Raw genomic sequence first — 23,746 nt, forward strand, 5'->3', positions numbered from 1 at the left:
TGGTTCAATCGTGCGGCGGCGGGACGAGGCGGAAATCGGGAAGGTCGCGCAGCAGCTCCTCCGGCCCCGCCGGGCTGTAGACGACAAACAGCTTCATCGGCGTGTCTCCGGTGTTGAGCGTCGAGTGAAACCGGCTTTCCGGCACGAAGATGGTGCAGCCGGCGCGCACCTGTTCGGTCACCGGATTGCCTTGGGTGTCCTCGACCATCTGCTCGCCATTGCCTTCGAGCACATAGATGATCTCCTCGGCGCCGGGGTGATTGTGCCGGGCATGGCCCTGGCCGGGCGGAACATGCACGACGCCGGCCGAGAACCGGCCCGCGCCGTTGACCGAGGGCCCGCAGGTGACCGTCAGATGCCCCCAGTCGAAGGCGAAGCGGTCCACGGCTTCCGGATAGACGAAAAAACTCTCGCTCATGCCTCAGGTCCTTTCAGGTTCGGCAGGGATTTGAAATTGCGGATCTGGTCGCGGATGGCGGTTTCGGCGGGAAGCCGTTCCGCCGAGCTGGCCCCGTAGAATCCGTGGCAGCCGTCGCAGCGCGCCAGCACGTAAGCCGCATCCTCGGGCATCGAGATCGGCCCGCCATGACACAGGATGATGATGTCGCCGCGAACGCTGCGCGCGGCCGCCGCAATGGCGTCGATTTCAAGCACGCAGTCGTCGAGCCCCTTGGCCGACGTTGCGCCGATACTGCCGCCGGTGGTCACGCCCATATGGGCGACGATGATGTCGGCTCCGGCCTGGGCCATGGCCCTGGCTTCGTCCGGGTTGAACACGTAAGGCGTGGTCAGCAGATCGAGCCCGTGCGCGGCGGCGATCATGTCGACCTCGAGCCCGAAGCCCATGCCGGTTTCCTCGAAGCTCTGGCGCATGGCGCCGTCGAACAGGCCGATGGTCGGGAAATTCTGCACGCCGGAGAACCCCATATATTTGAGTTCGGCGAGGAACTGCGGCATCAACACGAACGGATCGGTGCCGTTCACCCCGGCAAGGACCGGCGTGTGGCGGACCACCGGCAGCACCTCCACCGCCATTTCCTTGACGATCTCATTGGCGTTCCCGTAGGCGAGCAGGCCTGCGGCGGAGCCGCGGCCGGCCATGCGGTAGCGGCCCGAATTGTAGATGATGATCAGGTCGATGCCGCCGGCCTCCTCGGCCTTGGCCGAGAGCCCGGTTCCGGCGCCCCCGCCGATGATGGGCACACCCTGGGCGACCATGGCATTGAGGCGGGAGAGAATGTCCTTGCGTGGAATTGCGGGCATGAGATGCTCTTTCAGATGATGGACAAGAACGCATCGGCCGCGGCCTTGGCGAAGGCCGGGTCGTTGATGTGGAGCGGCAGGCGCTCGATGCGCCGGTCCGCGGTGGCCTGGAACGCTTCCTCGATGGCGGCGAACAGAACCGTATCCGCCTCCGGATCGAAGAAGGCTCCGCCCTCGATGTCGAGCGCCGACACGCCCCGCTCGGGGATGAGAAACCGCACCGGCCCGTTGCAGGCGCTGAGCTTGCGCCCGATCCAGGCGCCGATCCTGCGGCATTCGTCCGGAGTGGTCCGCATCAGCGTGACATTGGCGTTGTGATGATAGAACAGCCGTCCGGCGAAACCGGCGGGCACCGTGTCGGGCGCCCAGAAATTGACCATGTCGAGCGCGCCGGCCGAACCGACATAGGGCACGCCCGTGCGGGCGATCGCATCGAGCCGCGCCTCGGTGGCAGGCAGCACCCCGCCGACAAGTAGGTCGCAGACCTCGGTAGTGGTGATGTCGAGCACGCCCGAAAGGACGCGATCGTCAACCAGCTTCTCCATGGTCCGTCCGCCGACCCCGGTCGCGTGAAACACCATGCAGTCATGGGTTTGCCTGAGCTGCTCGACGATCGCCGTAACGCAGGGCGTTGTCACGCCGAACATGGTCAGGCCGACCGAGCGCTGCCCGTCGCTCTCGTGATAGGCCGCGCGCGCCATCCCGGAGATCGCCTGGGCGGCATTGTGCAGGATCGTGCGGCTCAAGCGGTTGAGCCCGGCGAAATCGGTGACGGCCGGCATCATGATGATGTCCGAGATATCGACGAACGGGCCGACATCGCCCGAGGCCAGCGTCGAGACCATGAGCTTGGGCAGGCCGTAAGGCAGGCCCCGCATGCCGGCGGTCACGATCGACGTGCCGCCGCCGCCGCCAATGCCGATGATCCCGGCGATATCCCTGCGACCGGCGATGAAGCGGGCGAAGGCTGCGCCCATCGCCGCGACGGCCGCGCCCCGGTCGTCCCCCGACAGCACGGCGCCGGCGCCGTCTGGATGATAGGTGGCGACTTCCCGCGCCGGGACATCCACCTTGACCGTCGGCACGCGGGTTCCGACGTCGACGAGGACGACCGGCAGGCCGGTGTCCGCGATCCGGTCCGCCAGATAGGCGAGCTCAGGCCCCTTCGTGTCGGCGGTGCCGACCACATAGACATGTTTCAACTTTTCCTCCCTCCACAGCGGCGGTCCTCCTCCCCGAGGCCGTCGCTGCATGGCCCTCAAAATCAGGCTTGCCGATTTTTGAGACGCGGGTATCATATTGGTATGAACGTCTCATTTCAGTCAACCGGAACAAAGCCGAAAAGCGAACACGGGCCCCGCGCCCGCACGCGCAAGCTGATGGTCACGACCGCCAGCCGGCTGATGCAGTCGGGCCTGACGCCCTCGGTCAGCGAAGTGGCCGAAGCCGCCGAAGTCTCGCGCGCCACCGCCTACCGGTATTTCCCCAACCAGGTGGCGCTCGTCCACGCCGTGGTGGACGAGGCTCTGGGGCCGATCCTGAAATGGAAGGGCAAGTCCCGGGACGCCGAGCAGCGCATTGTCGATCTGTTCGACAAGGCGCTGCCGCGTATCTCCGAGTTCGAGGCCACCTTCAAGGCGGCCCTGAGACTGTCCCTCGAACAGGGGGCGCAGGAGCGAACGGCCGGCGATCAGCCGCGTTTCACGCGCGGCCACCGGGTCGAGCTTCTCAACGACGCCCTCGCGCCTCTGCGCGGCACCCTGACGCCCGGAGAGTTCGACCGCCTCGCCCAGGCTCTCTCGCTGATCTTCGGGGTCGAACTCTTCACCGTCCTCAAGGACATCTGGGACCTGTCCGACACGCAATCCTCCGGAGTCGCCAAATGGGCGGCCTGCGCACTCGTTCGGGCGGCCGTCGCCGACGCCGCGAGATCCTGAGAGACAGACGACCGACCGTGATCTGGTCTTACCAATCATGAGAATTCCCGTTTACCCATAACGGCAGCTTAGTCTGCGAATTCCTGCAGAAAAGCACTTTTTTCAATCTATGCAGCATTATCTATCTCAGAAACCGCGAATGGCCATGCGATTAGTATGACTGAAGCGGTTGACCGAAGTCAAATTTGGTAATACCAATTTGGAATTAAACCGTGACAGTGGAGGGTCACCCGAAGCACAAAGGATGCAAAGCATACCGGCAACAACCAGAACCCGGGGCGGAGAGGCGCCCGGGGTCGAAATCTGGATTTCCGGCTCGTCAAATAGAATGTGCATCAATGGGAGGAGATCATAATGCGCACAAAACTGATCCGCATCGCCGGAGGGCTTGCCCTTGCCTTGGCAAGCAGCACGTCGGCCTTTGCACAGGAACTGACCATCTTCTGGGCCGAGTGGGACCCAGCCAACTATCTTCAGGAACTGGTCAACGAGTATGAGGCCGAAACCGGCGTCAAGGTGACGGTGGAAACCACACCGTGGTCGGACTTCCAGACCAAGACCTTCACCGAATTGAACGCCAAGGGGTCGGCCTACGACATGGTCGTGGGCGATTCCCAGTGGATCGGCGCCGCATCGGAAGCCGGCCACTATGTCGACATGACCGAGTTCTTCCAGAAGCATAACCTCACGGAAGTGATGGCGCCGGCGACGGTGAAATACTATTCCGAATATCCGGCCAACTCGGCCAAATACTGGTCGATCCCGGCAGAGGGCGATGCCGTCGGCTGGTCCTATCGCAAGGACTGGTTCGAGGATCCGAAGGAAATGGAAGCGTTCAAGGCCAAGTATGGCTACGACCTCGCGCCGCCGGCCACCTGGGCCCAGATGCGCGACATCGCCGAATTCTTCCACCGTCCGGACGAGAAGCGATACGGCATCGCGATCTACACCGACAACTCCTATGACGGCCTCGTCATGGGCGTCGAGAACGCGATATTCTCGTATGGCGGCGAGCTCGGCGACTACGCCAACTACAAGGTCGACGGCATCATCAACTCGGAGCAGAACATCAAGGCCGTGGAGATGTACCGCGAGCTCTATGGCTTCACGCCTCCGGGCTGGGCCAAGACCTTCTTTGTCGAAAACAACCAGGCGATCACCGAAAACCTGGCGGCGATGAGCATGAACTACTTCGCCTTCTTCCCGGCGCTGGTGAACGAGGCGTCGAACCCGAACGCCGCCGGCACCGGCTTCTTCGCCAACCCGGCCGGTCCGGGCGGCGAGCAGTTCGCAGCTCTCGGCGGCCAGGGCATCTCCGTGATCTCCTATTCGGAGAATCAGGAAGAATCGATGAAGTTCCTGGAATGGTTCATCAAGGACGAAACCCAGAAGCGCTGGGCCGAACTTGGCGGCTACACGGCTTCGGCCAAGGTGCTCGAATCCGAGGAATTCCAGAACGCGACGCCCTACAACAAGGCCTTCTACGAGACCATGTTCAAGGTGAAGGACTTCTGGGCGACGCCGGAATATGCGGAACTGCTGATCCAGATGAACCAGCGCCTTTATCCCTACATCACGGGGGGCGAAGGCACCGCCAAGGATGCGCTCGACGCCCTTGCCGGAGACTGGAACGCCACGTTCAAGAAGTACAACCGGGTACAATAATCCCGAACGTGTCCGGAGGGGGCGCACCCGCCCCCTCCGTTTTTGTTTCTGCATTTCACAGAGGAGGTGGCTGTGGCCACTGCAGTCCTGACGACGCTGGATCCCAAATCGCGCGCCGCGTCCCGTGGCATGAGCGACCTGGCGATCCGCAATCTGTTCATCATCCCGACGATCGTCTTCCTGATCGTGTTCAACATTTTCCCGCTGCTCTATTCGCTCGGCTATTCCTTCACCGATTTCCGCGCGTCGTCCAACGCGCCGGCGAATTTCGTCGGGCTGCAGAACTACCGCGACCTGCTCGCCGACCCCTTCATCTGGAACAACTTCACCATCACCGCGAAATACGTGATCGTGTCGGTTGTCGGCCAGGTGGTCGTGGGCTTCGGCGTGGCGCTGCTCCTCAACCGCGACATTCCGCTCAAGGGCCTGCTGACGACGCTGCTGCTCTTGCCGATGATGCTGTCGATGGCGGTCGTCGGCCTGTTCTGGAAGCTGCTCTACGATCCCTCCTTCGGCATCATCAATTATGCGCTCGGCCTTGGCACCTTCGAATGGCTGTCCAACCCGAACATGGCGCTCTATGCGGTCGCGCTCACCGACATCTGGATGTGGTCTCCCTTCGTGATGCTCTTGTCGCTGGCCGGCCTGTCCGCCGTGCCCAAGCATCTCTACGAGGCGGCGGCGATCGACCGGGCGGGCTCGTTCTACACGTTCTTCCGCATCACCCTGCCCCTGGTTGCGCCGATCCTGATGATCGCGATCATCTTCCGCACCATGGAGGCCTTCAAGACCTTCGACCTCGCCTACATCCTGACCAGCCAGCCGACCACGGAAGTGATCTCGATCCGGCTCTACAAGATGGCCTTCCAGGAATGGCAGACCGGCATGTCCTGCGCGCTCGCCTACATCGTCCTGATCATGGTGCTGGCGATCACCAACATCTACGTCAAGTACCTGAACAAAGTGAAGGAACGCTGAGATGGCTGCCGTCCGCACCAATGGCGAAAGGACGGTCAACCGTCTGGCGATCGTCTCGGTCCTGATCATCACCATGATCTTCCTGGCGCCGATCTACTGGATCGCCTCGACCGCCTTCAAGCCGCGCAACCTGGCGACCACGATCCCGCCGACCATCGTCTTCACGCCGGAAATCTCGCCCTTCGTGAAGCTGTTCACGAAACGCTCGCAACTGCGCGCGCCGCCGAGCCAGGAAGAATATGAGGCGGCCCCCTGGTGGGAACGCCTTGTCTTCGACGGCGGCGAGAAGGTGGTCCGCTCGGGCCGCGGCGAAGTCCAGCTCTCGGGCTATCCGAGCCGCTTCATGAACTCGCTGATCGTCGCCATCACCTCGACGGTGCTGGCGGTTGGCATGGGCACGTTCACGGCCTACGGCTTCTCGCGCTTCAAGGTCAAAGGCGAAGACGACCTGCTCTTCTTCATCCTGTCGACCCGCATGCTGCCCCCCGTGGTGGTGGCGATCCCGATGTTCCTGATGTATCGCGCCGTCGGCCTCAACGACACGCATCTGGGGCTCATCATCCTCTACACCGCCTTCAACCTGTCCTTCGCCGTCTGGCTGATGAAGGGGTTCATCGACGAGATCCCGAAGGAGTACGAGGAGGCGGCGCTGGTCGACGGCTACACCCGCATGCAGGCCTTCTTCAAGATCGTGCTGCCGGAGGCCGCCACCGGCATCGCCGCAACGGCCGTGTTCTGCTTCATCACCGCCTGGAACGAATACGCCTTCGCGCTGATCATGACCAACCGGCGCGCCCAGACGGCGCCGCCGTTCATCCCGAGCCAGGTCGGCTCCGGCCTGCCCGACTGGACCGTCATCGCCTCGGGCACGCTCCTGTTCCTGCTGCCGGTGGCGATCTTCACCTTCCTCCTGCGCAACCATCTGCTGCGCGGCATGTCCTTCGGAGCGATCCGCAAATGAGCTTTCGCAGCATCAACCAGCATTATCTTGTCCCGGCGGCCCAGGGGCTGATGATCTTCGGCATCATCTCGCTCTGCCAGCCCTGGAGCGAGTTCCTGCACACATACGGCGTCACCATGACCCTCTTCGGCCTCATTGCCTTCATGATCACCTCCAAGATCGCCCCCGATCCGGAGGACGAGGAAAGCTACCTCGAGGAATCGCTCGACGTGCTGGAGATCAATGACCATGCCGGCAAGAACGGCTCCAAGACCGCGGGGAGCTTCTGATGGCGCAAATCGACATCCAGAACGTGCAGAAGTTCTTCGGTCATCTGCAGGTTCTGAAAAACCTGAACCTGACCATCGCCGACGGCGAATTCGTCGTCATGCTCGGCCAGTCGGGCGGCGGCAAGACCACCGCGCTCCGCGCCATCGCCGGGCTTGAATCGGTGACCTCGGGCAAGATCCTGATCAACGGCACCGAGGTGCAGGACCGCAAGGCCTCCGACCGCGACATTGCCTTCGTGTTCCAGTCCTTCTCGCTCTACCCGCACATGACCGTGCGCGAGAACATTGCCTTTCCGCTGCGCGCGGTGCGCATGAACGCGACCGAGCGCGACAAGGCCGTCAACGAGGTGGCCGAGATCCTCCAGATCGCCGAGCATCTCAACCGCAAGCCTTCGGCGCTGTCGGGCGGCGACATGCAGCGCGTGGCGATCGCGCGCGCGCTCGTGCGGCGGCCGCAGGCGCTGCTGATGGACGAACCGCTGGGCGTGCTCGACGCCAAGCTGCGCGAGCAGATGCGCGCCGAGATCAAGCGACTGCACATCGCCCGCGGATCGACCTCGGTCTATGTCACGCACGACCAGATCGAGGCGATGAGCCTGGCCGACCGCATCGTCATCCTGCATGACGGCGTCTTGCAGCAGGTGGGCGCGCCCGACGAGGTCTACCTGCACCCGACCAATCTGTTCGTGGCCAGGTTCGTGGGCTCGCCGGTGATGAACGTCAACGGCGTGCGCATCGAGGGAAACACCGTGCGGCTCGCCGGGGCTGACGCCAGCTTCAGCTTTCCCGACGACGTTTTGGCCAGTGTGCGGGGCACACCGGCCGACCTGGCATTGGGCGCTCGCCCGGAAGCGGTGCTGCTCGAGCACCAACCGACCGAAGGCTATCTCGACGTGGAAACAACCAATATCGAACCCCTGGGCAGCCATGACATCGTCGATGTCCGTCTCGGCGACACGGTGCTGCGCGCACGCACGGCGAGCGGCTTCGTCAGTGGCGAAGGTCAGCGGGTCTGGGCGCGGCTGGATCCGGCGCAGACGCATTTCTTCGACACGGCCACCGGCCTCAACCTGCGGGGAGCCAACTGATGGCCGATATCGCATTTCAGGGCGTGACCAAGAAGTTCGGCCCCAACACCGCGCTGCGCGACCTGGACCTCGACATCAAGGACGGCGAGTTCTTCGTTCTGCTTGGACAGACCGGAGCCGGCAAGACCACCACTTTGAGGGTGATCGCCGGGCTGGAGAAGCCCAATTCGGGCAAGGTCATCATCGACGGCCAGGACGCCACCGGCTGGAACGCCGCCGAGCGCGACGTGGCGCTGGTGCTGCAGCAATACTCGCTCTATCCGCGGCTCACGGTGCGCGGCAATCTCGAGTTCCCGCTCAAGTCCCGCACCCACAACCTGACCGCCGCCGAGATCAAGGACCGGGTCGACCGCGTCGCCGAGACGCTGCAGATCACCCGCCTGCTCGATCGCAAGGTGGAACGGCTGTCGGGCGGCGAGATGCAGCGCGTCTCGATCGGCCGGGCGATCGTGCGCAAGCCGCGCGTGTTCCTGATGGACGAGCCCCTGTCGGCGCTCGACGCCAACCTGCGCGATGTGCTGCGGGTCGAGCTGAAAAAGCTGCACCATGAACTGGGCGCGACCTTTGTCTTCGTGACCCATGACCAGGTCGAGGCCATGTCGATGGGCGACAAGATCGGCGTGCTCAACAAGGGCCGGCTGATCCAGGTCGGCACGCCGTCGGAGATTTACGCCAAGCCGATCAACGCCTTCGTCGCCCGCTCCGTGGGCACGCCACCGATGAACCTCATGGACGGCGTCCTGGACGGCGACAACGCGATTCTCGACGCCGGCAGGTTCAGCCTTCCGATCGCACGACGGCATGGGGCAAACGGAGACCGGATGAAATTCGGCATCAGGCCGGAGGATGTGATCCTCGACGATGCCGGCCCGGCCTCTGCGCGGATCTTCGACATCGAGAACCACGGCGTCATCAAGATCCTGACGCTCGACATCGACGGCACCCACCTGCACGCGACCGTTTCCGCGCAGACCAAAGTCCATATCGACGAAGCCGTCCGGTTCGGCTGGAAGCCGGAAAAGGTTCTGTCGTTCGATCCCTCGAGCGAGCGCAATCTGGATCTGGGTTGACGGCTGGCGGCCGAGGCGTGTCTCCGCACTCTCCCGGGGGCAGAGCGGTTCGTCTGGATCGAGGGATCCAGGCGGGCCGTTCTTGCCATGGACGGACGCGCCAGGTGTCGCCGGACGCAGGCATGTGCCGCCCCTGGATGCTTGAGCCGGCGCTCAGTCGGAGCCAAACCGTGCCTGGTAGGCGCCCCATGAGTCCGGGTTGCAGAAATTCAGCGGCTTCTCGCCGGCCAGGATCCGTCTGGTTTCCATCACCACGCCCTGCCCCATCCGCAGCATGCTTTCCTCGGTGATGCCTGCCATGTGCGGCGTCAGGATCACATTGCGCAGCGACAGGAAAGGGTGATCCGCCGGCAGCGGCTGCCGGTCGAACACATCGAGCACCGCGCCGGCGATGGCCCGGCTGCGGAGCGCCGAAACCAGCGCCGCCTCGTCCACCACCGGGCCGCGCGCGACATTGACGAGAATGGCGCCCGGCTGTATCAGCGCCAGTTCCCCGGCGCCGATCATGCCGCGGGTCCTGTCATTGAGCGGACAGCAGAGCACCACGACATCGCTGCGCGCGAGCATGCGCTGGAGGTCGCTGGCTTCCGCGCCGTGCGGCAAGGCATCCGGCCTGGCCGTGACCGCCAGCACCTTCATTCCAAAGCCGTGATGCGCCATCCGGAACAGGGCGGTGCCAACATTGCCCATGCCGACGATGCCGAGCGTCCGGCCGCTCAGTTCCCGGCCATGGTCGGAATGCGCCCGCGCGGCAGCCCACCCGGCCGACCTCAGGTCGGAGCTGACCTCGGGATATTTGCGCAGCAGCGCCAGCGACGACCAGATGCAGTGCTCCGCCACCGTTACCGCGTTCACCCCCGGCACGTTCGCCACCAGCACGCCGGCCTCGGTGGCGGCATCGAGCGGGATCATGTCGAGCCCGGCGCCATGCCGGACGGCCGCCCGGAGGCCTTTCTCGCGCCGGAAGATCTCCGCCGGGATCGGCGCGCGCACCACGATGATCGATGCGCCCGCGCTCTCCTTGACGATGGCCGCCGGAGAGGGTTCCGTGGCGGTCACCAGCGACCCGAGGGTGGAGAGTTCAGCCGTCACATCCGGGTGCAGCGGATGGGTGGAGAAGATCATAGGAGACATCGGATCCCGCCGGGATGTGAGTGACAAGGTCAGGCATGCGCCGGCGGCAGGTGGTCCGGCTGCGCGGCCTTTTCCCCATTGGAATCGAGGATCTCGGTCCAGTAGCTCTGCGCGCGGCCCAGATGGGTGTTCATCAGCGCCTGGGCCAGGATGCTGTCGCGCCGGTACAGGGCATCGAAGATCTGCATGTGCTCGTTGTGCGACTTGATGTTGCGCTCGGCCTTGCCGAAATAGATCGGCAGGCGCTGTTCGCTGGCCGCGTAGAAGCTCGAACAGATCTTGTAGAACATCTCGTTCTGCGTGGCGCGGACGATCTCGAGATGAAACTCCCCGTCGAGCCGGTGCAGGCCGAGGCCGTCGGCGATCTGCTTTTCCGAGCGCGCGAGAATGTCGCGCAGCCGGTCGAGATTTTCCTCGGTCGCGCGCTGCGCCGCCAGTTCCGCGGCTTTGATTTCGTGGATCTTGCGCAACTCCACCGCTTCGAAGATCTGGCGCGGCAGCAGTTGCACGCCGGCGCGGGCCAGCAGCGCCATCGAGCTCAGCCCGGCCGAATCCATGGTCAGATAGATGCCCGATTTGGCGCGCCGCTCGATCAGTTGCAGCGCCTCGAGGATGGCGAGCGATTCCCGCACCTGGCCGCGGCTGACCGCGAAATGCTCGGCAAGTTCCCGCTCCGAGGGCGCCTTGTCTCCATTGGCGCTGGCTGTCTTGACGATGTAGGCCACAAGGCCGGGGAGGAATTCGCTTTCGGTGTTCTTCATGTGTCTCTGGCGTATTTCTGCAGAACGGCTTCTTTCATCGTGAAGCCGAGTCCCGGCTTTTCGGGAAACTCGATCATCCCGTCCCGCGCTTGGACGGTTTCTTCAACGATATCATGTATCATCGGATTGGCGCCAAGGGAAAACTCGACGGTGAAACTCGCCGGCGACGCCGCGCAGACATGCAGCCCCGCAAAGAAACAGGGCGCGCCCGCCCAAAGATGCGGCGCCAGCCGCAGGTTGAACGCCGAGGCGAGAGTGCCGATGCGCATGGCTTCGGTAATGCCGCCGCAGAAGGCCGGATCGGGCTGGAAGATGTCGGCCGCGCGCAGGACGGCGAGATCGCGGAAGGCGTAGCGGGTGGCCTCGCTTTCGCCGGTCGCCACCGGAACCGACATCGCGGCGCGGACTTCGGCGATGCCCGCCTTGTCGTCGGCGATGATCGGCTCCTCGAACCAGGCCAGGTCGCAATCCGCGGCGAGATGGGCGAAGCGCTTGGCCTCGGCGACCGTGTAGGTGCCGTGCGCGTCCACGGCCAATTCGATGTCCGGGCCGAGCGCCTGGCGCGCGGCCTTGACCCGCGTGGCGGAGACATGCGGGGATCCGTCCATCGCGCCGACCCGCATCTTGACCGCGCGGAACCCGGCGGTGTCGATATAGGACTGCAACTGCTCGCCGATCTTCTCCGCGCCGGCCCATCCGCCCGAGGCGTAAGCCTGCATCCGCTCGGCCTTGCGCCCTCCGAGCAGTTTCCACACCGGCTTGCCGTCGGCCTTGCCGAGAATGTCCCACAGCGCGATGTCGATGGCGCTGATGGCGGCGACCGTCAGGCCGCGGCGCGCCATTTCCGGCATGGCGTGGCCCGCCATCGCCGCCTTTTGCGAGCGCACGCCGTTGTAGAGATCCTCCCAGATGAAGGCGATGTCCGCCGGGTCGCGCCCGATGATGCGCGGCCCGAAATCCTCATTCAGGAGCCGGACAAGTGTCGCGTAGTTTCCGGCGCTGCCGGCGGCATTCTTGCCCTCTCCCCAGCCGACGACGCCGTCATCGGTCTCGATGCGCAGGATCGCCGAGTCGAAGGTCCGCAAGGTCCCGAAGTCGCTCGTATGCTGCCGCGCGAGTTCGATCGGGATCTGGATCCACCGCGCATGGACGGATTTGACTTTCATGACAGGACCCTCGCACCCCGGCGGCGGATCATCCGCCCCGGTGGACCGCCTCCACGGATTACTTGATCAACGGCAGCAGCGTTTCCGCCGTAATGCGCATCTGGTCCGAATAGAATTTCTCGGTCAGCAGGCTTGAGCCATGGTCCTGGATGAACTTGAGCTGCTCCGGCGAGATGTCCACCGGCTCGCGCTCCACCATGTCGGGATAGATCGCGGCGGGGGTACGGTCCACCGGCGCGACGAACTCGTTGGTGAGCGCGCCGTCATAGCCGATCTCCTTGAGCGTTGCCACGATCCTGGGCCAGTCGAGATGGCCGAGACCGGCGGCAAAGCGGTTGTTGTCGGCGACGTGGAAATCATAGAGCCGCTTACCCGCCAGCCGGATGGCGTCGTAGATGTTGGATTCCTCCATGTTGAGATGGTAGGCGTCCAGACACACGCCGCAATCGGGATGCACCGCATCGGCCAGCGCAAGCGCCTGTGCGCAGCGGTTGAAGATGTAGGTTTCGAACCGGTTGAGCGGCTCGATGGCGATCTTCACGCCGACCTTCTGGGAATGGGCGAAGCACTCCTTGGTGGCCTCGACCAGCCAGCCCCATTCCTCGTCCTCGGTCGCGTCGGGCTGCACCTTGCCCACGGTCGCCGGCACCAGCGTGATGATCTCGCCTTCGAGCTCGCTCACCATGGTCAGCACGCTCTTGACGTAGTCGACCGTGCGGGCGCGCTGGCCCTCGTCCTTGGCCGCAAGGTTGCGCTCGCCCAGCGTCAGCGTCACCGCGCCCCAGCAGCGGATGCCGTGCTCCTTGAGAAGCGCCCTGGTCTCCTTGGTGTCGTACTGGGTCGGTTCCCCGGAAATCTCGATGCTTTCATAGCCGAATTTCTTGATCCGCCGCAGCGTGACCTCCAGCGGCTCCGCCCGCATCCAGTTGTGTGTCGACAGATGCATCTCAGTCCTCCCTTGCAGCCGGACTCCTCCGCCCCGCCACCTATAACAATTGTCATTCTGGTTAGACCAATTAATCTCAATTTTGGATCTAATCAAGTCTGGGCTCGCTATTTCTTTGGGATTAACCCCCATATTCAAGCCATTTTGTCCCTTGCGCGACGAATGTAAAAATGGTGTCGTAGTGGCAGCGGAATTTTGGTATTACCAGATCAGGCAGATCTGATCGCCAGCCACGGGGGCGCCATGAAGATCGGAATGAACATGTTCTTGTGGACGACCCATGTCGGCTCCGGGCACCGGGCGCTGCTGGCCGAGCTGAAGGCCTGCGGATTTGACGGCGTCGAGATCCCGATCTTCGAGGGAGACGTCGGCCATTACAGGGAGCTTGCGGTCCTGCTCGACGACCTGGGGCTTGAGCGCACCGCGGTCACCGCCATGGGCGATCCGTCGATGAACCTGATCGGCGACGCCGCGGCGCGCGCGAAGGGCGTCGACTACATGCGCGCCACCTTGGACAAGGCCCACGCGCTCGGCGCCGGACTGATCTGCGGTCCGATGCATTCGACCCTGGGCCATTTCTCGGGCGTCGGGCCGACGGAGGAGGAGTTCGCCCATTCGGTCGCGTCGCAGCGCCTGATCGGCGAGCATGCCGCCGGGCTCGGCATCACCGTCGCGCTCGAGGCGCTGAACCGGTTCGAATGCTATCTGGTCAACACCATGGATGGGCTTGCGGCCCATCTGGCGGAGATCGGGCACCCGAACATCCGCGCGATGTACGACACGTTCCACGCCAATATCGAGGAAACGGACCCGATCGGCGCGCTCACCCGCAACGCCCGGCACGTCGCCCATATCCATATCTCCGAAAACGATCGCGGCGTGCCGGGGCGCGGCAACATCCCGTGGGCGGAGACCTATGCCGCCATCCGCGCCATCGGGTACGATGGATGGCTGACCATCGAAAGCTTCGGGCGTGGGCTGCCCGATCTTGCCGCGGCCACCAAGGTCTGGAGGGACTTTGCCGAAAGCCCGGAGGCGGTGTATCGAGAGGGCTACCGCCACATCAGCACTTCGCTGGACGGTCCATGAGGCGTCGGGCCCGGCCTTGGAAGGGGAAACACGATATCAGGCATGGCGCCGATGCACCGTTTTCCGCTATCCACGACCGACACCGTCCCGCGCCCAAGCCGGGACAATCATGAGCATTGCGCCGCAAACGGCCGACCGAAATGACATATGGAGGAAACGATCAATGAAAACCATCAAGGGGCCAGCGCTGTTCCTGGCGCAATTCGCAGGCGACGCCGCGCCATTCAACTCCTGGAAATCGATCACCAAATGGGCCGCCGATTGCGGCTACAAGGGCGTTCAGGTGCCGAGCTGGGATGGTCGTCTGATCGACCTTGCGAAAGCCGCCGCGTCGAAGGACTACTGCGATGACTTCAAGGGTGTCGCCGCGGAGAACGGCATCGAGGTGACCGAGCTGTCAACCCACCTGCAGGGCCAGTTGGTCGCCGTGCATCCCGCCTATGACGAAGCCTTCGACGGATTTGCCGCTCCCGAAGTGCGCGGCAATCCCAAGGCGCGGCAGGAATGGGCGGTCGATCAGGTGCGCCTGGCGCTGAAGGCCTCGCAGCACATGGGCATCAACGCGATGGCGAGCTTCTCGGGAGCGCTGGCCTGGCCTTACATCTATCCGTGGCCGCAGCGGCCCGCGGGCCTTGTCGAGACCGCCTTCGACGAGCTCGCCAAGCGCTGGCGCCCGATCCTCGACTATGCCGACGCGTGCGGCGTCGATGTCTGCTACGAGATCCACCCGGGCGAGGACCTGCATGACGGCGTCACCTTCGAGATGTTCCTCGAGCGCGTCGGCAATCATGCCCGCTGCAACATGCTCTACGATCCGTCGCACTACGTGCTGCAATGCCTCGACTACATCGACAACATCGACATCTACAAGGACCGGATCAAGATGTTCCATGTCAAGGATGCCGAGTTCAACCCGACCGGCCGCCAGGGCGTCTATTCGGGCTACCAGCCCTGGGTCGACCGGGCCGGACGCTTCCGCTCGCTCGGCGACGGACAGGTGGATTTCGGCGCGATCTTCTCGAAGATGGCCGCCAATGATTTCTCCGGCTGGGCCGTGGTCGAATGGGAATGCTGCCTCAAGCATCCCGAGGACGGCGCGCGCGAGGGCGCGCAGTTCGTCTCCGACCACATCATCCGCGTGACCGAGCGCGCCTTCGACGATTTCGCCGACGGCGGCACCGATGACGCCGCCAACCGCCGCATGCTCGGCATTTCCTGAGCGGGAGGAGACAATGGCTATCGAAGGTTCCACCGCAACCGCGTCCCGCCGCATCCGCCTCGGCATGGTCGGCGGCGGACGCGACGCATTCATCGGCGGCGTCCACCGCATCGCCTCGCGCATCGACGATCGCTATGAGCTGGTCGCCGGGGCGTTCTCCTCGACGCCGGAAAAGTCGAAGGCCTCGGCCGCCGATCTCGGCGTCAGCCCCGACCGCGCCTATGGCGACTATGTCGAGATGGCCAAGCGCGAGGCGCGGCTGAAGAACGGCATCGAGGCGGTGGCGATCGTCACCCCCAACCACATGCACTATCCGGTGGCGCGCGAATTCCTCAAGCGCGGCATCCATGTCATCTGCGACAAGCCGCTGACCTCGACGCTTGCCGACGCCCGCAGGCTCGCCAAGGCGGCCGAAGCCTCGGGCGCGCTGTTCGTGCTCACGCACAACTACACCGGCTACCCGATGATCAGGCAGGCCCGCGACATGGTCGCGGGCGGAGACCTCGGCAAGATCCGGCTGGTGCAGGTGGAATATGCCCAGGACTGGCTCACCGAGAATCTCGAGGTCACCGGCCAGAAGCAGGCCGGATGGCGCACCGACCCCGACCGCTCCGGCCTCGGCGGCTCGACCGGCGACATCGGCACCCATGCCTTCAACCTGGCGAGCTTCGTCTCTGGCCTGAAACTCGAGGAGCTCTGCGCCGATCTCGACGCCTTCGTCGAAGGCCGCCGGGTCGACGACAACGGCCATGTGCTGATGCGCTTCGAAGGCGGCGCCAAGGGGATGCTCTGGTGCAGCCAGGTGGCCCCGGGCAACGAGAATGCCCTGAAGCTGCGCGTCTACGGCGAAAAGGGCGGGCTCGAATGGGCCCAGGAGGACCCGAACTATCTCTGGTACACGCCGCTCGGCCAGCCCAAGCGGCTGCTCACCCGCAACGGCGCCGGGGCGACCGCGGCCGGACAGCGGGTCAGCCGCATTCCGGGCGGCCATCCCGAAGGCTATCTCGAAGGCTTCGCCAACATCTACACCGAGGCCGCGCAGGCGATCCGGGCGATGCAGGCAGGCCAGCCGATACCGCCCGAGGTGTATTTCCCCGGAATCGAGGAGGGCCTCGCGGGCGTGGCCTTCGTCGCGGGCTGCGTGGACTCCTCCCGCCGCGGCGCAAGCTGGGTGAAATTCGGCTCCTACCTGCGCCGCTAGGGTCGTTCGCGCAAGTGCCCCGGGGGGCGCGCCGAGCCGGTTGGCCCCGCGCCAGCCGGTCTCGCGGGGAGCCGGCTAGGCGTTGGCGCGCAGCTTGTCGAGCCAGGTCTGCATCCAGTTGTCCTCGCGGGACTCCGGCTTCCGGCTGAGCTGGATGCAGGCCTCGGCCATGCGGATCGCCTCGCTGGGCCTTATGCCGAAATACTGCTGGAAGGCACGCGAGAAGGCGATTTCGCTGGAAAAGCCGGTGGAATAGGCGAGCTTCGCCACCGAGCCGCGTCCGGTGCCCACCGAGGCGAGCCTGAGCCTGGCGACCTTCAGACGCCGCTCGCGGATGTAGTCGGCAATCCCGCCGATCGGCTCGAAAAGACGGTACAGCGCCGAGCGCGACATCGCGAACTGCCGCATGATCATGTCGGTGGAGAGCGCCGGATTGGTCAGGTTGCGCTCGATGAAGACCTGGATGGTCTTCAGATTGATGTCCATCAGCGTTCCGTTTTCGGCCGCGATCGCCGCCGACAGCCCGGTTGACACGAGGACGGAGGCCACCTCCGCCGCCAGGCCTCCGTCAGGCCCCGCCAGTTGCGGCGCGATCTTCGCCATCGACATCATGTGTTCGCCCAAAAGGACGCCGAGCGGCGTGGACCCGTCGAGGCGCGCCCCGTGCAGTTCGTCGATGGCCCTGGGCATCAGCCGGATCATCGACCGGGGCAGGATGAGGCTGATGATGTCCATGTCGGTGGTGTGGCTGCGCATCGGCCGGCTGAGATCGAAGCAGATGATGTCGCCTGCGAAGCCCTTTCCCATGCCGACATCGGCGGAATAGGCGGACTCGCCCTTCACATAGAGCTGGATCAGCAGGTGATCGACGCCGGTGGCGGCGACCAGTTCCTTCGAGCGGCAGAACCGCTGCGCGCTCGCCGATGACTTGCCGATCAGGAAGTGTCCGAGATTGTAGCTTGCGAGATCGGCGCTGAACCCCTCGAGGTCGTCACATTCGGGCTCCGCCTCGAACAGGCTGGCGACGCCGGCGCGCCACTGTTCGTAATTGTCCTTCCGGTCGAGCCCGGAGGACTGGATGAGCTGGTGTTCCACGCCGGGATTGGTCAAGGCCGCAGGCCCTCGACGGGCGTCCGCACGGGCAAGCGCCAGCCAGCATGCGATCGCGAACACGCAGGAAAAGTCTTCAGCACCGATTGCATCCAGATCCACCCAGTCACGCGGCCCCGGAAAAGTGGGCGGGCCGCACCTGATCGTCGCCGGTGGAATAGCGACCCGGTCTCACCCAATGTCAAGACCCGAACAGCCCCAAGTCCCGCAACCATACCAGCCCGGCATGCCCCGGCCTCGCCAGCCAGGACGCCGGTGTTTCCCGTCCGCCGCCCGTGTCAGGCGGTGAGGAACCGCAGGGCCCGTCGGATCTCGAAGAAATCATCAGCCTTGAACGAGACGGCTCTTCCGCCGCGGGCGACGGCGCCGGGATACCAGGACGCCCGCCAGGCATCCGTCGGGTTGACGAATTCCACCACCACCTCGAACGGTCCCTCGAGCGCCGGAACCGGCCTGGGCGCCGCGGAGGCGAGAGCGGCCTCCACGCCTTCGCGGATCGCCTCGCACGCCCAGGCCGGGCTGATCGACAGGGCCGCGCGTCCGAAGCCTTCCAGCGTTGCAACCGTCGTAATGCCGGGCGCCAGGGCTTGGGCATCGGCGCAGATCTCGGCGTCTCCCGACAGGAACACGGATGGCACGCGGTAGCCGGCGGCGCAGAGCGCATTGATGGTGAACTCGGAGGCGACCTCGCCATTGAGCAGAAGCCGCGAGATCCGCAGCGTGGTCGTATGGGCCAGGGGATTGGCCTCCGAGCCCGCCTTGGCATGATAGCCGGTGTAGATCGCGGCAGTGAAATCCGCCGATAGCCCGAACATCATGCCGTCCGGATGGCCCGACCATCCCCGCAGGATCCTCACGTAGGCGGGAAAGCGGTCCAGGCGCAGGTTGCGGCCGCTGTCATGGGCATCCTTCACCAGGATCTCGCTCGCCCCGGCGGCCCGGGCTCCTTCGCAGGCGGCCAGCACCTCCGCGGTCATCAGCTCGCGGAACTCCTGGTAATCCGGATGGGTGCGCTCGGCCTCGTCCCAATGGGCGATCCCCGCGGTTCCTTCGATGTCGGCGGACAGAAACACTTTCATTTCGGGTTCTCCTTGGCCCAGTCGGCGAGCGACGGGTAGATCCGGCCGGACCGGCCGGTCGTGGCCGGCGCGGCACATAGCGCGTTGAGGACGGCTTCCTGCGTCGCCTCGGCCGCGGCGCGAAACGGCGCGTCAATGTGCTGGTCCGCGAGGCGGCTCACAGGCTGGAAGGCCGGTGCGTCATGGTCGATCCGGTCGGCGGTGGTGAAGCCGAGCGCGATGTCGCCCGACCCATGCCCCCAGAACGCGCCGAGCCTGGCAAGACCCGCGCCCGCCCGGCGGGTCACGCGCTGCAACTGCCGGTCCGACAGCGGCAGGTCGGTGGCGAGGATGACGATGACGGAGCCCTTCTCGCTGGCCGCCGGCCCGCGCGGATCTGGCCGCCGGCCATCGGGCAGGACGAGATCGCCGGCGCGGCCGAAATTGGCAAGCGCCAGCGCGCCCAGCATGAAGTCCTGCGCTCCGATCCGCATCCGCCGCGAGGCGCTGCCGATCCCGGCCTTGAAGCCGAAGGCGGTCATGCCTGTTCCCGCGCCGACTGCGCCCTGCGCGAACGGACCGGGCGCGGCAGCGTCCAGGGCCGAGACGGCATCGTCCCGGGAGACGGCAAGGGCCTGGATGTCGCTGATGGCGCCGTCATTGCATTCGAGCACCACGGCGTTGACGGTCGAGGTTTCGCGTCCGATGGCGGGATTGGCGGCGATGGCGCGGCGGATGAGCGCCTCGGTGCAGGCGGCGACGCCGAAGGTGTTGGTGAGCAGGATCGGCGTCTCGAGCGTGCCGAGTTCAGCGACCTGGATCAGCCCCGCCGATTTGCCGAAGCCGTTGATCACCTCGACCGCCGCGCGCACCTTCTCGCGGAACAGGTCGCCGCCATGCGGCAGGATCGCGGTCACGCCGGTCGCCAGCCCGCCGTCCTGCAGGGTGCGATGGCCGACGCGAACGCCCGGCACATCGGTGATCGCGTTGAGCGGCCCGGGGGGAAGGCCGTTCCGCCCCTCGGTCCAGAGGCCCAGTTCCCGTGCTGTGGTCATCGAAGGTCCCTTGTTACAGACGCCCGGCCTTCCGGAGGCTGCGCAGGAAGGCCTGGGTGCGCTCTCCCTGCGGGTTGCCGAGTACCTCCGCGGGCGGTCCCTGTTCATAAACCTTTCCGGCCTGGAGGAAACATATCCGATCCGCCACCTCGCGCGCAAAGCCCATTTCATGGGTCGCCAGAATCATGGTCATGCCGCCGGCGGCGAGGTCGCGGACGATGTCGAGCACTTCCGACACCAGTTCGGGATCGAGCGCCGAGGTGATCTCGTCGAGAAGCAGCAGCATCGGCTCCATCATCAGCGCCCGCACGATGGCGACGCGCTGCTGCTGGCCGCCCGACAGCCGGTCCGGATAGTCGTTGGCCTTGTGCGACAGCGAGATCCGCTCGAGGAAGGCCATCGCCTTCTCCTCGGCCTCGCGCCGCCCCATGCCCAGCACCTTGGTCGGCGCCAGCACCGCGTTCTCAAGCACGGTCATGTGCGGAAACAGGTTGTAGCCCTGGAACACGATGCCGATGTCCCGGCGAAGACGGTCGAGATCCACCCCAGGACCGGTGATCCGGTCGCCATGGATGCGGATTTCGCCCGAGGAGATCTCCTCGAGCCGGTTCACGCAGCGCAGCAGCGTCGACTTTCCGCATCCCGAGGGGCCGATCAGGCAGATGACCTCGTGCTCGTCGACGGCGAGCGAAAAGTCGGAAATGACTTCAAGCGCGTCATAGTGCTTGGTGACGTGGTCGATTTCGACAAAGGCCATGGTCTATCCTCCTGCCCGCATGCGCCGGCGGTCGCGCTCGGAGAGCTTGTCGACGATGCGCGCCTGCGGGATGGTCACGGCGATGAACAGGATCGCCACGGTGGTCACGGCGGAGAGATTGAAATTGTTCGCGGCGATGATCTTGGCCTGGTTGAAGGCGTCGATCGCGCCGATGATGGCGACCAGCGCGGTGTCCTTCTGCAGGCTGATGCAGTTGTTCATCAGCGGTGGGATGATGTTCCTCATGGCCAGCGGCACGACCACATAGCGCATGGTCTTGGCATGGCTGAGGCCGAGCGAGCGGGCGGCGGCGACCTGGCTGTGATGCACGCCCTCGATGCCGGCGCGGTAGATCTCGGAAGTATAGGCGCCGTAGGTCAGCGTCAGCGCAATGATGGCGTAGGAGGTCGTCGACAGGTCCGACAGGAAGGGCAGGTTTGTCAGCGGCAGGCCGAAGCCGATCAGGTAGATCGTGATGATCGCCGGCAGGCCGCGAAACAGATCGCCATAGGCGATGGCGAGCACGCGCAGCGGCCGGCCCGCCGCCCCCGGCAGTGTGCGGGCGAGCGCGATCACCAGCGCCCAGGCCAGGATGAAGACTGCGGAGACCGAAAAGATGAGGATGTTGGTGCCGAAGGCCCTGAGCACCTTGCCGACGGAATCGCGGATCAGCGCGAGATCGAAGAAGGTGCGGCTGACCGCCGCGTCGTTGACCACCATGAACCAGGCGCCCCCGGTCACGATCATCAGCGCCCCGATCCACGCCAAGGCCTTCCAGGAGCGGGTCGAGGCCTCGTCGCCCAGCGCCCGGGCGGCATAGACATCGTCGTTGCGCGACGCGGCGAGCGATTTCAGGAAGGCGCTTGCCGCCATGCCCAGCACGAACGCCGCGGCGATGGCGGCGACGATGCCCGGCAGGGCAGCGATGAGGGAAGAGACGCCCTGCGAGACCGCGTAGCCGCCGATATGCTGGGCCGAAGCGGCCACGACCAGAAAGGTCACCGCGGCCAGGAGCAGGGTGAACCCCGCCCGGCCGCGATAGGTTCGGGTGGAGCGACGGGCGCGCCATATGGCGGCGCGCCCTGCTTCATCCTGCTGCTCCAAGATGAGTTGATCGGTCATTGGGTCAGTGGGCCCAGACCGGAACGTCTTCCGGCTTCAGCCCGCCGCGCGCGGCTGCGAGATATTCTTCCTCGAGCGCCGCCAGCGTGCCGTCGGCCGCCATGTCGGCGATGATCTTGTCGATAACCTTCGCCTGCTCGGCGCCCTTGGGGTAGATCCCCGCCGTGTCGCGGCCGCCGGCGAACTGGCCGACCACCTTGAGCCTGCCATTGGAATTGGCGACCTGGCCGAGCACGACCGAAATGTCGGTCATCACCACGTCGACGCTGCCTGCGGCGAGCGCGGTGAACATCGCGCCCGTGTCGTCAAACACCGAGAGCTGCGCGTCCGGCAGGTTTTCCTGCGCCCAGTCGACCATGATCGTGCCGGCCTGGGTGCCGAGCTTGGCCTGCTTGACGCTGGTCTCGTCCAGATCGGAATCGGCCCTGGTGGCGAGACCGAAGGCGCCGCGCGCATAGGGGGTCGAGAAATCCACCACCTTCTTGCGCGGCTCTGTCACCGAGATCAGCGCGAAGGCGACGTCGAAAGCCTTGTTCTGGCCCGCCACGATGGAATCGAACGACGCATTCTTCAGCACGACCTTGTCGAGGCCCAGGCGATGGGCAATGTTGACAGCCATGCAGAATTCGCGGCCGCTGGTGATGGTTTCGGGCGTATCGCCGTTGAACTCGCCCACCGCCGGCAGGTTGATGACAACGGTGAACTGGCCGGGAACGGCCGGTTCGATCTGCTCCGTGCCGGCCTTGCCGAAAAGCTTGCAGTCGCCATAGCCTTCCGTGGCCATGGCCGGGGCGGCCAGGATCATGAGGGCGCCGAGCGCGCTGCCGAAGATTTTTGCTTTGTTTTTCATTATGTTCCCTTTTTGGTTGGTGGTGGTGAAGATCTACAGAGGCATGGCCTCCGCGACGCCCGCTGCATCGAGGTAGTAGGCTTGCAATTGCCGGGTCAGCGGTCCCGGCTTACCTCCGCCCAGGACGGCATCGCCGATGCGCACCACCGGCGTGACGAAACTGGACGCAGATGTCTGGAAGGCCTCGGCGGCGCCCTGCGCTTCGGCAAGGGTGAAGGCCCGCTCCTCGACGACCACGTCGTGGTCGGCGCACAACTGAATGAGCGCACGGCGGGTGCAGCCGGGGAGGATGGCCCGGGAATTTGCGCGCGTCAGGATACGGCCGTCGCCGGTGACCACATAGGCGGTGGCCGATGCGCCTTCCGTCACCAGGCCGTCTTCGACGAACCAGACGTCGTCATGGCCGGCGCTGCGGGCGTCGCGCTTGGCGATCACCTGCCCGAGAAGCATGACCGTCTTGATGTCGCGCCGGGCCCAGCGCGGGTCCGGCGCGAGCGCGACCGAGATGCCCTCGCGCTGCGCCCTGGTGCCGGTGAGCTGCTTGGCTTGCGTGAACGCCACGAACCCCGGTGTCAGCCCGTTCTCATACAGGAAGTTCCGGTCCGCCTCCCCGCGCGAGACCTGGAGATAGACGGTCCCCTCGTCGAGAGTGTTGCGGGCAATCAATTCGCGCTGGACATGCACGATGCGCTCGAGCGGCAGCGGCAGCGGGATGTCGAGCTCGGACAGCGACCGCTCCAGACGCGCCAGATGCAGATCATTGTCGAGCATGCGACCGCCAAGGACGGCCGTCACTTCATAGACCGCGTCGCCGAAAAGAAAGCCCCTGTCAAACAGCCCGATCCGCGCCTGCCTCTCGGAGACGAATTCATTGGCGCAGTAGACTATTCTGTTCATTGTCACGTCCGGTCCCGGCGGTTCCCACTGTGACGCGACTATGAACAGGGCAGTGGGCAAGTCCAATTCGCATTGGGCAGATTCTCATGCAGAAATTGCATAGGCAATTCAAATCAATATATTATGGGTGAAATCCGGGTCGAAATTACC

General features: G+C 65.0%; 24 protein-coding genes. 10 read left to right on the plus strand and 14 right to left on the minus strand.

Annotation, left to right across the window (positions count from 1 at the left end):
• Positions 1 to 4 precede the first annotated feature (4 nt).
• Genes LL06_RS07150 through LL06_RS07160 form a run of 3 tightly spaced genes read right to left on the minus strand, consistent with a single transcriptional unit; the run spans position 5 to position 2,465 of the window.
• On the minus strand, positions 5 to 418 hold the full coding sequence (locus LL06_RS07150; protein ID WP_035524243.1) for a cupin domain-containing protein: 414 nt from the start codon (positions 416 to 418) through the stop codon (positions 5 to 7).
• On the minus strand, positions 415 to 1,263 hold the full coding sequence (locus LL06_RS07155) for a phosphoenolpyruvate hydrolase family protein (protein ID WP_035524245.1): 849 nt from the start codon (positions 1,261 to 1,263) through the stop codon (positions 415 to 417). The genes LL06_RS07150 and LL06_RS07155 overlap by 4 nt, the downstream gene beginning before the upstream one ends.
• Positions 1,264 to 1,274: 11 nt before the next feature.
• A complete protein-coding gene (locus LL06_RS07160) occupies positions 1,275 to 2,465 on the minus strand; it encodes a Tm-1-like ATP-binding domain-containing protein (RefSeq protein ID WP_035524247.1) in 1,191 nt (396 codons plus the stop codon).
• 102 nt (positions 2,466 to 2,567) lie between these two features.
• On the opposite strand from LL06_RS07160, the gene LL06_RS07165 reads away from it, so the two are divergent.
• The 7 genes from LL06_RS07165 (at position 2,568) to LL06_RS07195 (ending at position 9,231) form a co-directional block, all read left to right on the plus strand.
• The gene (locus LL06_RS07165) at positions 2,568 to 3,200 is read left to right on the plus strand and encodes a TetR/AcrR family transcriptional regulator (RefSeq protein WP_035524250.1); all 633 of its coding nucleotides are present in this window, start codon (positions 2,568 to 2,570) and stop codon (positions 3,198 to 3,200) included.
• A gap of 354 nt (positions 3,201 to 3,554) precedes the next feature.
• A complete protein-coding gene (locus LL06_RS07170; protein ID WP_035524253.1) occupies positions 3,555 to 4,865 on the plus strand; it encodes an extracellular solute-binding protein in 1,311 nt (436 codons plus the stop codon).
• A gap of 72 nt (positions 4,866 to 4,937) precedes the next feature.
• Complete coding sequence (locus LL06_RS07175) at positions 4,938 to 5,843, plus strand: sugar ABC transporter permease (protein WP_035524400.1); 906 nt, start codon at positions 4,938 to 4,940, stop codon at positions 5,841 to 5,843.
• Between the two features lies 1 nt (position 5,844).
• Positions 5,845 to 6,804, plus strand: coding sequence for a carbohydrate ABC transporter permease (locus LL06_RS07180; protein WP_035524256.1), 960 nt, complete (start codon positions 5,845 to 5,847; stop codon positions 6,802 to 6,804).
• Positions 6,801 to 7,073 carry a hypothetical protein gene (locus LL06_RS07185; RefSeq protein ID WP_244447066.1) on the plus strand — a complete coding sequence of 91 codons (273 nt, stop codon included), beginning with the start codon at positions 6,801 to 6,803 and terminating at the stop codon, positions 7,071 to 7,073. The genes LL06_RS07180 and LL06_RS07185 overlap by 4 nt, the downstream gene beginning before the upstream one ends.
• Positions 7,073 to 8,161 carry an ABC transporter ATP-binding protein gene (locus tag LL06_RS07190; RefSeq protein ID WP_035524258.1) on the plus strand — a complete coding sequence of 363 codons (1,089 nt, stop codon included), beginning with the start codon at positions 7,073 to 7,075 and terminating at the stop codon, positions 8,159 to 8,161. The genes LL06_RS07185 and LL06_RS07190 overlap by 1 nt, the downstream gene beginning before the upstream one ends.
• On the plus strand, positions 8,161 to 9,231 hold the full coding sequence (locus tag LL06_RS07195; protein WP_035524261.1) for an ABC transporter ATP-binding protein: 1,071 nt from the start codon (positions 8,161 to 8,163) through the stop codon (positions 9,229 to 9,231). The genes LL06_RS07190 and LL06_RS07195 overlap by 1 nt, the downstream gene beginning before the upstream one ends.
• A gap of 153 nt (positions 9,232 to 9,384) precedes the next feature.
• On the opposite strand, the gene LL06_RS07200 is transcribed toward LL06_RS07195, so the two are convergent.
• From LL06_RS07200 to LL06_RS07215, 4 genes are read right to left on the minus strand one after another with little or no spacing between them, the layout of a single operon-like run.
• Positions 9,385 to 10,365 carry an NAD(P)-dependent oxidoreductase gene (locus tag LL06_RS07200; protein ID WP_244447067.1) on the minus strand — a complete coding sequence of 327 codons (981 nt, stop codon included), beginning with the start codon at positions 10,363 to 10,365 and terminating at the stop codon, positions 9,385 to 9,387.
• Positions 10,366 to 10,394: 29 nt separating this feature from the next.
• The gene (locus LL06_RS07205) at positions 10,395 to 11,126 is read right to left on the minus strand and encodes a FadR/GntR family transcriptional regulator (protein WP_035524266.1); all 732 of its coding nucleotides are present in this window, start codon (positions 11,124 to 11,126) and stop codon (positions 10,395 to 10,397) included.
• A complete protein-coding gene (locus tag LL06_RS07210) occupies positions 11,123 to 12,292 on the minus strand; it encodes a mandelate racemase/muconate lactonizing enzyme family protein (protein WP_035524268.1) in 1,170 nt (389 codons plus the stop codon). The genes LL06_RS07205 and LL06_RS07210 overlap by 4 nt, the downstream gene beginning before the upstream one ends.
• 58 nt (positions 12,293 to 12,350) lie before the next feature.
• Complete coding sequence (locus LL06_RS07215; protein ID WP_035524271.1) at positions 12,351 to 13,238, minus strand: sugar phosphate isomerase/epimerase; 888 nt, start codon at positions 13,236 to 13,238, stop codon at positions 12,351 to 12,353.
• A gap of 243 nt (positions 13,239 to 13,481) precedes the next feature.
• Here LL06_RS07215 and LL06_RS07220 point away from each other — a divergent pair, with 243 nt between their 5' ends.
• The 3 genes from LL06_RS07220 (at position 13,482) to LL06_RS07230 (ending at position 16,747) form a co-directional block, all read left to right on the plus strand.
• Positions 13,482 to 14,327, plus strand: a complete 846-nt coding sequence (locus LL06_RS07220) for a sugar phosphate isomerase/epimerase family protein (protein ID WP_035524274.1) — start codon at positions 13,482 to 13,484, stop codon at positions 14,325 to 14,327.
• A 163-nt stretch (positions 14,328 to 14,490) separates the two neighbouring features.
• Positions 14,491 to 15,546, plus strand: a complete 1,056-nt coding sequence (locus tag LL06_RS07225; protein ID WP_035524277.1) for a sugar phosphate isomerase/epimerase — start codon at positions 14,491 to 14,493, stop codon at positions 15,544 to 15,546.
• A 13-nt stretch (positions 15,547 to 15,559) separates the two neighbouring features.
• A complete protein-coding gene (locus tag LL06_RS07230) occupies positions 15,560 to 16,747 on the plus strand; it encodes a Gfo/Idh/MocA family oxidoreductase (protein WP_035524279.1) in 1,188 nt (395 codons plus the stop codon).
• Positions 16,748 to 16,822: 75 nt separating this feature from the next.
• Here LL06_RS07230 and LL06_RS07235 read toward each other — a convergent pair whose 3' ends face one another.
• From LL06_RS07235 to LL06_RS07265, 7 genes are all read right to left on the minus strand, one after another.
• Positions 16,823 to 17,920 carry a helix-turn-helix domain-containing protein gene (locus LL06_RS07235; RefSeq protein WP_244447068.1) on the minus strand — a complete coding sequence of 366 codons (1,098 nt, stop codon included), beginning with the start codon at positions 17,918 to 17,920 and terminating at the stop codon, positions 16,823 to 16,825.
• A 215-nt stretch (positions 17,921 to 18,135) separates the two neighbouring features.
• Positions 18,136 to 18,936 carry a M55 family metallopeptidase gene (locus LL06_RS07240; protein WP_035524283.1) on the minus strand — a complete coding sequence of 267 codons (801 nt, stop codon included), beginning with the start codon at positions 18,934 to 18,936 and terminating at the stop codon, positions 18,136 to 18,138.
• Positions 18,933 to 19,970 (minus strand): P1 family peptidase, encoded by a 1,038-nt coding sequence (locus tag LL06_RS07245; protein WP_035524286.1) that lies wholly within the window; start codon positions 19,968 to 19,970, stop codon positions 18,933 to 18,935. Before LL06_RS07245 ends, LL06_RS07240 begins: the two co-directional genes overlap by 4 nt.
• Positions 19,971 to 19,983: 13 nt before the next feature.
• Positions 19,984 to 20,727 carry an amino acid ABC transporter ATP-binding protein gene (locus LL06_RS07250; RefSeq protein WP_035524289.1) on the minus strand — a complete coding sequence of 248 codons (744 nt, stop codon included), beginning with the start codon at positions 20,725 to 20,727 and terminating at the stop codon, positions 19,984 to 19,986.
• A 3-nt stretch (positions 20,728 to 20,730) separates the two neighbouring features.
• Positions 20,731 to 21,849, minus strand: a complete 1,119-nt coding sequence (locus tag LL06_RS07255) for an amino acid ABC transporter permease (protein ID WP_035524292.1) — start codon at positions 21,847 to 21,849, stop codon at positions 20,731 to 20,733.
• A 4-nt stretch (positions 21,850 to 21,853) separates the two neighbouring features.
• Positions 21,854 to 22,699, minus strand: coding sequence for an ABC transporter substrate-binding protein (locus LL06_RS07260; RefSeq protein WP_035524295.1), 846 nt, complete (start codon positions 22,697 to 22,699; stop codon positions 21,854 to 21,856).
• A 33-nt stretch (positions 22,700 to 22,732) separates the two neighbouring features.
• Positions 22,733 to 23,596, minus strand: coding sequence for a D-amino-acid transaminase (locus LL06_RS07265; protein WP_035524298.1), 864 nt, complete (start codon positions 23,594 to 23,596; stop codon positions 22,733 to 22,735).
• Between the last annotated feature and the right edge of the window lie 150 nt (positions 23,597 to 23,746).

The organism is Hoeflea sp. BAL378 (assembly GCF_000759435.1).
In the GTDB taxonomy this organism is placed as follows: Bacteria; Pseudomonadota; Alphaproteobacteria; order Rhizobiales; family Rhizobiaceae; genus Hoeflea.

Bases quoted from the DNA above. Each gene is read 5' to 3' on its own strand.
- LL06_RS07215 (WP_035524271.1), bottom strand. From the start codon at position 13,238: ATGCATCTGTCGACACACAACTGGATGCGGGCGGAGCCGCTGGAGGTC.
- LL06_RS07195 (WP_035524261.1), top strand. From the start codon at position 8,161: ATGGCCGATATCGCATTTCAGGGCGTGACCAAGAAGTTCGGCCCCAAC.
- LL06_RS07165 (WP_035524250.1), top strand. From the start codon at position 2,568: ATGAACGTCTCATTTCAGTCAACCGGAACAAAGCCGAAAAGCGAACAC.
- LL06_RS07180 (WP_035524256.1), top strand. From the start codon at position 5,845: ATGGCTGCCGTCCGCACCAATGGCGAAAGGACGGTCAACCGTCTGGCG.
- LL06_RS07265 (WP_035524298.1), bottom strand. From the start codon at position 23,596: ATGAACAGAATAGTCTACTGCGCCAATGAATTCGTCTCCGAGAGGCAG.
- LL06_RS07190 (WP_035524258.1), top strand. From the start codon at position 7,073: ATGGCGCAAATCGACATCCAGAACGTGCAGAAGTTCTTCGGTCATCTG.
- LL06_RS07210 (WP_035524268.1), bottom strand. From the start codon at position 12,292: ATGAAAGTCAAATCCGTCCATGCGCGGTGGATCCAGATCCCGATCGAA.
- LL06_RS07200 (WP_244447067.1), bottom strand. From the start codon at position 10,365: ATGTCTCCTATGATCTTCTCCACCCATCCGCTGCACCCGGATGTGACG.
- LL06_RS07205 (WP_035524266.1), bottom strand. From the start codon at position 11,126: ATGAAGAACACCGAAAGCGAATTCCTCCCCGGCCTTGTGGCCTACATC.
- LL06_RS07260 (WP_035524295.1), bottom strand. From the start codon at position 22,699: ATGAAAAACAAAGCAAAAATCTTCGGCAGCGCGCTCGGCGCCCTCATG.
- LL06_RS07230 (WP_035524279.1), top strand. From the start codon at position 15,560: ATGGCTATCGAAGGTTCCACCGCAACCGCGTCCCGCCGCATCCGCCTC.
- LL06_RS07185 (WP_244447066.1), top strand. From the start codon at position 6,801: ATGAGCTTTCGCAGCATCAACCAGCATTATCTTGTCCCGGCGGCCCAG.
- LL06_RS07150 (WP_035524243.1), bottom strand. From the start codon at position 418: ATGAGCGAGAGTTTTTTCGTCTATCCGGAAGCCGTGGACCGCTTCGCC.
- LL06_RS07240 (WP_035524283.1), bottom strand. From the start codon at position 18,936: ATGAAAGTGTTTCTGTCCGCCGACATCGAAGGAACCGCGGGGATCGCC.
- LL06_RS07250 (WP_035524289.1), bottom strand. From the start codon at position 20,727: ATGGCCTTTGTCGAAATCGACCACGTCACCAAGCACTATGACGCGCTT.
- LL06_RS07255 (WP_035524292.1), bottom strand. From the start codon at position 21,849: ATGACCGATCAACTCATCTTGGAGCAGCAGGATGAAGCAGGGCGCGCC.
- LL06_RS07155 (WP_035524245.1), bottom strand. From the start codon at position 1,263: ATGCCCGCAATTCCACGCAAGGACATTCTCTCCCGCCTCAATGCCATG.
- LL06_RS07170 (WP_035524253.1), top strand. From the start codon at position 3,555: ATGCGCACAAAACTGATCCGCATCGCCGGAGGGCTTGCCCTTGCCTTG.
- LL06_RS07245 (WP_035524286.1), bottom strand. From the start codon at position 19,970: ATGACCACAGCACGGGAACTGGGCCTCTGGACCGAGGGGCGGAACGGC.
- LL06_RS07220 (WP_035524274.1), top strand. From the start codon at position 13,482: ATGAAGATCGGAATGAACATGTTCTTGTGGACGACCCATGTCGGCTCC.
- LL06_RS07225 (WP_035524277.1), top strand. From the start codon at position 14,491: ATGAAAACCATCAAGGGGCCAGCGCTGTTCCTGGCGCAATTCGCAGGC.